At 69.9% G+C, this 6,700-nt stretch carries 6 protein-coding genes; 2 read left to right on the top strand and 4 right to left on the bottom strand.

Going from position 1 to position 6,700, the window contains the following annotated elements; all coding sequences use genetic code 11:
* Positions 1 to 725 (top strand): LysR substrate-binding domain-containing protein (locus PMI14_RS01885; RefSeq protein ID WP_007848767.1); only part of this gene is annotated, 725 nt, incomplete at its 5' end.
* A 70-nt stretch (positions 726 to 795) separates the two neighbouring features.
* On the opposite strand, the gene PMI14_RS34670 is transcribed toward PMI14_RS01885, so the two are convergent.
* Genes PMI14_RS34670 through PMI14_RS01875 form a run of 3 tightly spaced genes read right to left on the bottom strand, consistent with a single transcriptional unit; the run spans position 796 to position 3,160 of the window.
* Entirely contained in the window at positions 796 to 966 is a 171-nt protein-coding gene (locus PMI14_RS34670) for a hypothetical protein (protein WP_007848765.1), read from the bottom strand.
* 32 nt (positions 967 to 998) lie between these two features.
* Positions 999 to 1,301 carry a hypothetical protein gene (locus tag PMI14_RS01880; protein ID WP_007848764.1) on the bottom strand — a complete coding sequence of 101 codons (303 nt, stop codon included), beginning with the start codon at positions 1,299 to 1,301 and terminating at the stop codon, positions 999 to 1,001.
* 26 nt (positions 1,302 to 1,327) lie between these two features.
* A complete protein-coding gene (locus PMI14_RS01875; protein ID WP_007848763.1) occupies positions 1,328 to 3,160 on the bottom strand; it encodes a hypothetical protein in 1,833 nt (610 codons plus the stop codon).
* Positions 3,161 to 3,421: 261 nt separating this feature from the next.
* On the opposite strand from PMI14_RS01875, the gene PMI14_RS01870 reads away from it, so the two are divergent.
* Positions 3,422 to 5,584, top strand: coding sequence for a bifunctional diguanylate cyclase/phosphodiesterase (locus tag PMI14_RS01870; protein WP_007848761.1), 2,163 nt, complete (start codon positions 3,422 to 3,424; stop codon positions 5,582 to 5,584).
* Between the two features lie 279 nt (positions 5,585 to 5,863).
* Here the strand turns inward: PMI14_RS01870 and PMI14_RS01865 are convergent.
* The coding region (locus PMI14_RS01865) for an ABC transporter substrate-binding protein (protein WP_007848759.1) at positions 5,864 to 6,700 on the bottom strand (837 nt) is incomplete at its 5' end.

The raw sequence follows: 6,700 nt of genomic DNA, 5'->3' as shown, positions 1-6,700 counted from the left end.
CGCCGCGCGGCCGGGCGTTGGCCGGCCCTGTGGCCCGGCTGCTGGACGACGCCCGGGGCATCGTTGCGCCCGCCGTGTTCGATCCCGCCTCGGCCTCGGGCCGGATCACCATCGCTGCGCACGACCACCTGGCCCTGGTGGTGCTGGCCCAGTTGATGGCCCGCCTGGAGCGCCACGCGCCCGCGCTGAGCCTGCACATCGCGCCACCGGTGGGGGACAACGTGCGGCTGGTCGAGCAGGGGGGCGCAGACCTGGCCCTGGGGATTTTCGAGGCACTGCCTGGCAGCTTCCATCGGCGTGGCCTCTACACCGACCACCTGGTGTGCGTGGTGAGGTCCGGGCATCCCGCCGCGGCAGACGGGTGGGGCCTGGAGCGCTATGTGGCCCTGCGCCACGTGGCCGTGACCATTTCCGGCGTGGGAGAAAGCGCGGTCGACGTCGCCCTCGCGGCACGGGGCCGCAGCCGCCATGTCGCGCTGCGGGTGCCGCATTTTCTGGCGGGTGCGATGCTGGTGGCCGACAGCGACATGGTGCTCACCTTGCCCAGCCGCCTGGCGCACCTGCTGGCACAACGGCTTGCGCTGGCGCTGCTGGATCTGCCGCTGCAGGTGGCACCCCTGTCACCCGCGATGGTCTGGCACGAGCGCTTCCACGGCGACCCGGCCCATGGGTGGGTGCGGCAGCAGTTGGTGGATGTGGTGGGAGCGTTCGCGGAGCTGGGGTAAGGCGCCCGGCTTGTCTGGTGGACTTTGCCAGGGGGCGTCAACCATTGCCCACGCGGTCCTGCCCCGCCACTCAGCGCTCGGTATCGTTCCCCTGCTTGCCCGTCATGGCCGAGACAATCACCTCGACCACGAAGGCCAGCAGGAGGACGGCGCCGGCAGCCATGGCGTGGCCCGTGAAGTACAGCGCGAGTGGGATGAGGATGCCTGCAATGATCAACAGAGCGTAGTGCCTGGGTTTCAAACCGTGCCTCCTGGGGTGGTGTGCTTGCTTGCTCAGGTGCGGGGCAGCTCGCGCAGGTCCACCGTGCCGCCGGCGTCAAAGACCGGGTTGCCGGCCAGAAAGCGCTTTGCGTCCTCCATGCTGTCCGCGCGCACGCGGATGAAGCCGCTCGGGGCGCCAGTGGCGGCCTGGCCGGGTTGGCCCTTGCGCAGGCGCTCGCCCGCGCCGATGGCGCTGCCGCCGTCGAACTGGCCGGTGGCGCGCAACCGGGCAAGGTAGTCGGCCCAGCGCTGCGGGTCGTTGGCGGCTGCGGTGTCCGGGGCGTCCTCGTGCATCAGCAGGATGTATTCGTTCACGGTCTGGTCACTCCCTGTGGGTTCTTTCACAGCGCGAACACCTCCACCGACAGCTGCTGCATGCCACCCACCAGGGCGACCAGCGGGTCGGTGGCCACGGGCAGGGCGGCGGCTGCGGCGATGATCATGGCGACGGTGGCAAAGGGCTTGTCGCTACCCACCATGGCCGAGAACTGGGCCACGAAGGCGTCGTCCACCGGCGTGTTGAGCAGGTTGGAGCCCACCAGCCGTACCAGGGTGGTGGTGGACGCGCCAGGCAGCAGGGTGTCGATCATGTTCTGCGCCAGGGCGTTGTAGTTGCCCAGCTCGTCGGCCTTGCGCACCCAGACCGAGAGTTCATGCCGGTCGGGGCTGCGGTCGGTGAGGGCGTTGAACAGGGTGAAGACCTGGCCCACGTGGCCGCCCTCGGTCACGCCCAGGTTGGGCAGGGCGGTGTCGAAGGCGAGCACGCTGTCCTTGAGCTCAATGCGCTCCACGCCGCGCAGCGTGGCGGGCGTGCTGCCTGTGCTGCTGCCGGCAGGGGTGAAGGTGATCACGCCGTCGCTGCGCTGCAGCAGGCCCAGGGCCTGCAGACCGGCATAGGGCGTGTCGAGCACCACGGTGTCGACGTTGCTGCTGCCAGTGATCTGGTCGGCCCCGCCCTGGGAGATGAAGCGCGTGCGCCCGCCCTGGGCCGCGGCCAGGGTGTCGGCGCCAGCGCTGCCGGTGACCGTGGCCTGCACATGGGCGGTGGTGGTGGCGATGGTGCCCAGCTCGTCGTAGGCGGATACGTACGCGCCGTCGCCCGCCGTCCAGCCGATGGCAAAGCTGCCGTCGGCAAAGGCCTGCGTGGCCGTGCCCACGGAGAAGGTCTTGTCCACGATGCGCACGTAGGAGTGGGCATCCACCAGGATCTCGCCGCCGAACTTGCTGCCGTTGGTGTTGAAGATCTGGCCGCGGATTTCGCCGCCCAGGTTGCCGTTGATGTCGACGGTGCTCCAGAACACGACGAAGCGGCCGCCTGCCAAGGTCTGCACGGCCTGCGGGCTCTGGCTGCCCGTGGCACCGGCCGTGTTGACCACGAAGGACGCACCTTGCGGGGCGCCCTGCGCGTCGAGGAACTGGCCATGCACGTCGATGCTGTCGTTGGTGCCGGGGCCCGTGCCGCTACTGCTGGTGAGCTGAAGCAGGCGGCCGTCGCCCAGGGCCTGGATGAGGGCGCGCCCGGAGTGCACGCCCAGGTTGATCTCTGCACCGATAGGGGATCCCGTGTCGGCGCTGTAGAACTGCAGCCAGTTGACGGCGCCCGTGAAGTCGGCCGTGTTCGTGGTGCGCAGGCCGGCAAAGCGCGTGGCGTCCACCGCGAAGAAGCTGCTGTTGGTGGCGTAGGTGATCGGCGCCCCCACGGCGGTGCCCGCCGTGTCGTACAGGCCGCCGTAGGTCGTGACACTACTGGCGTACTGCCCCCAGGAGACAAAGTACTTGCCATTGGCCAGGGCCAGCGTGCTGATGCCCGAGATGCTCTCGCGGTTGCCGACCAAGGTCTGCTCGCTGCCGATGCGCGCGCCGTCTGCACCGAAGCGCTGGGCCAGGATGGCGTTGCTGGCGCCCGGCTGCCAGGTCACCAGCACCGTGCCATCGGTGGCGGTCTCGGCGTTGGCGCCGTACTGGTGGTTCTGTGTGACCGTGTTGACCACGAACTCGCCCCCGGCCAGCGTGCCGGTGCTGCGGTCTGCAATGCGGCCGATGATGGCCTCGCCATCGCTGTCATCGGGGTGGCGGCCGCCGTAGACGATGAGCAGGCGGTCATTGGCCAGTGCGGCGATGGACAGCGGGCCGGCGGCCCGCGGCGTGTGCAGGTTGGTGTGTGCCAATGGCATGGACGAGGATCTCCCTGGGTTGCATTGTTTTGGGCCTGCCGGTTCGGGGCGCTTGCACGCATGGGCCTGCGCGAGCGAACGGGGATGGCGCTGCAGAGAATGCCGCAATCCGCAGGGGCGGTCGAGTTCTTGAGCGCAACAGAATGTTGGCCGCAAGTTCGGCAGCGGGTTTGGCAGCAAGTGTCAGCCCACTCCTACACGCAAGGCGCCCGGCAAAAGTTACCCTCCGCACTATTTGCCGCATTTGCCGCCGCCCACTCCATGACCCCGTCCATGCCCCTGAGCTACAACCTGCTGCTGGTAGCGGGCTCCCTGGCCATGGCCATGTTCGCGTCGTACGTGAGCTTCGACATGGCGCGCCGGGTACGCACCTCGCAGCGCGGCATCGGCCTGGCCTGGTGGGCCGCGGGCTCGCTGGTCATGGGCACGGGCATCTGGGCCATGCATTTCATGGGCATGCAGGCGCTGGAGCTGCCCATCGCCATCGGCTTCTCCCAGGGGCTGACCTTCGTGTCCTGGGTGGCGGCGGTGGCCGCGTCCGGCGTGGCGCTGGAGCTGGCCAGCCGCAAGCGCCTCGATCGCCCGCGCATCCTGCTGGGCGCCGTGGCCATGGGGGCGGGCATCAGTGCCATGCACTACGTGGGCATGGCGGCCATGGGCATGTCGCCCGCCATCAGCTGGGATGTGCCGCTGGTGGCGCTGTCGGTGCTGGTGGCGTTTCTGGCGTCGGCGCTGGCGCTGGTGATCTTCAAGCTGCTGCGCCGGGTGGAGCGGCCCCGGCGCATGGGTTACCAGCTGGCGGCCTCGTTCGTGTTGGCGCTAGCGATCTGCGGCACGCACTACCTGGGCATGGCGGCCGCGAGTTTCGCGGTGGGCTCGGTCTGCCTGACGGCCGGCGAGCTCGGTGGCCCGGGCCTGCAGACTGCGGTGGCGATGATCGCCGGCGCGCTGCTGGTGATCACGCTGCTCACCTCCATCGTGGATTCGCGGCTGCAGCGTGCCACGCGCACGGCCTCGCACTCCATGCACGAGAGCAATGCCCGGCTGCAGGCCGCCAACGAGGAGCTGCAGCAGCGCGCCTTTGCCGACCCGTTGACCGGGCTGCCCAACCGCCTGCTGTTCGAAGACCGCCTGGCCCTGGCCACGCGCCGGCTGGAGCGCAGCAACCGTGAGGGCGTGGTCGAACGCATGGCGGTGCTCTTCGTCGACCTGGACGGGTTCAAGCCCATCAACGACTCCTTCGGCCATGCGGTGGGCGACGTGGTGATCCGCAAGGCGGCCGCGCGCCTGCGCGACGAGGCGCGCGACAGCGACACCGTGGCGCGCGTGGGCGGTGACGAGTTCCTGATCCTGCTCAACGACGTGGCCGACGAGGAGGCCTGCGTGCTGGTGGCCCGGCGCGTGCTGGCATCGCTGTCGCAGCCCTTCGAGGCCGCGGGGCGGCGCATCGAGATCTCGTGCTCCATCGGCATCGTGGTGCACCCCGGCCCTGGCGAGCCGGGCAAGCTGGTGGCGAATGCCGACGCCGCGATGTACGAAGCCAAGCGCGCGGGCGGCAGCTGCTATGCGCTGTTCGAGCCGCACATGGTGTCCGACGTGTCCGAGCAACTGGAGCTGCAGGGCGAGTTGCGCCATGCGCTGGAGCGCGGCCAGCTGTCGCTGCACTACCAGCCCAAGATCGACGGGCGGCGCGGCCAGATCAGCGGCGTGGAGGCGCTCTTGCGCTGGAACCACCCGCGCCACGGCCAGGTCAGCCCGCTGGTGTTCATACCGCTGGCCGAGCGCATCGGCATCATCGGCAAGCTGGGCCAGTGGGTCATCGACGAGGCCTGCCGCCAGATCGTGGAGTGGCGCCATGACGGCCTGCGCATGCGCGTGGCGGTCAACCTGTCGGTGCACCAGCTGCGCGACAAGGGCCTGGTGGCGCGCATCGGGCAGACGCTGCAGGAGCACGGGCTGGAGGCATCGCAGCTGCTGTGCGAGATCACCGAAACCGTGGCCATGGAGGACATCAAGGCCGTGCACCGCACCTTCGAGGGGCTGGGCGCCATCGGTGTGTTCCTGTCCATCGACGACTTCGGCACCGGCTATTCGAGCCTGCGCTACCTGACCCAGCTGCCCGCACAGCAACTCAAGATCGACCGCAGCTTCGTGGGCGACCTGGAGCACAGCGCCAATGCGCGCGCCGTGGTGGCCGCCATCGTGGGCCTGGCGCACGCGCTGGGCCTGCGCGTGGTGGCAGAGGGGGTGGAGACCCCGGGCCAGCGCGACGTGCTGCTGGCCATGGACTGCGATGAGCTGCAGGGCTTTCTCTTCGCCCGGCCGCTGCCGCCCGCTGCGCTGCTGGCCTGGGCCCATGGCGCCCGGCCCGAGGGCGGGGCGGACTTCACGCCCTCGCTGGTGGGCGCGCTCTCGCCCCTGTGACGGCCAGGCGCTTGCGCGGTGTAGGACTCCGGTCCCTGCCCGCCGGGGCCCATCGGGCCTGTCCAGGGGCCTGTGCTCCTACAGCCCGGCACCTCGGGGCGGGCGATAGTGGAAACGCCGTTCCATGGTGCGGCGCCACGTGGGTAGACGTGGCTGGATAGATGACGCGTTCGTGATCTTGCGCTCTCGCGCGTTTGCCGGGTACTCCAGCCGGCCTCTGTCCGTTCGCCCGCCCCTCGGGGCGGGCGCTTTTTGCGGGCAGCAGCGCAGGCGGCTCGCTCAGTAGCGCAGGCGCCCGTCGCTGCCGATCACGCCGATGTCCACGAAGCGGCTGCCCACATTGCCCTTGGAGAAGTCGACCCGAAAGCCGCCGAAATCGATCTCGCCCATGGAAGTGAGCGTGGCGGCCAGGCTGGCGGCGCCGGGGTTGGCGTCCTTGCTGCGCTTGAGCGCCTCGCCCACGGTGCGGGCCGAGAGATACCCTTCGAGGTGGAACGAGGTGTACTCCTGCACGGCAGGGAAGGCCTCCTTCATTGCAGCCTGGAACTCGCGGTGCAGGGGCAGCGTCTTGCCGTTGGGGTTGGGATAGGTCTGGGCAATGCCCACGCCGCGAGCGCCTTCCACGCCCGCCAACTTGACGATGAGGCCGGCCGGCACGTACGACAGCACGAAGATCGACTGCCTGACGCCCGCCTTGCGCAGCGCGGCGACGCCCTCGGCCATGAAGCGCGGTGCGCCCAGCACCAGCACGCCCTGGGCGTCCTGCTTGGCCACCTGCTGCGCGGCAGCATCGAGCGCGGCCGCGTCGGTGGCGGACTTGGTGCCCTGCAGGGTGAGCCCCTGCGTGGCCTTGGCGGCCTCCTGTGCCATGGCCATGCCCGAGGTGCCGATGGGCAGGTCCTGGTACAGCGCCGACAGGCGCGCCATGCCCAGGGTGCGGGTGTGGCTCACGATCTTCTCGATCTGCTGCTTGTCGCCCGCGCGAATGTGGAACAGCTTGGCGTGGCCGGGGGTGCGCAGGCTCTCGGCGCCGGGCACGGCGTTCATCACCACCACGGGCGCGGCGTCCAGCAGCTTGTCGTCCAGCATGCGCTTGATGGCGGCCGAGCCGATGGG

Origin of the sequence: Acidovorax sp. CF316 (genome assembly GCF_000276605.1) — a bacterium.
Classification (GTDB): domain Bacteria; phylum Pseudomonadota; class Gammaproteobacteria; order Burkholderiales; family Burkholderiaceae_C; genus Acidovorax.
Note: the sequence above shows the minus strand (reverse complement) of the source record. Positions and strands in the feature narration are given on the sequence as shown.

Coding starts and splice junctions, on each gene's coding strand:
- PMI14_RS01870 (WP_007848761.1), top strand. CDS start 3,422: ATGACCCCGTCCATGCCCCTGAGCTACAACCTGCTGCTGGTAGCGGGC.
- PMI14_RS01875 (WP_007848763.1), bottom strand. CDS start 3,160: ATGCCATTGGCACACACCAACCTGCACACGCCGCGGGCCGCCGGCCCG.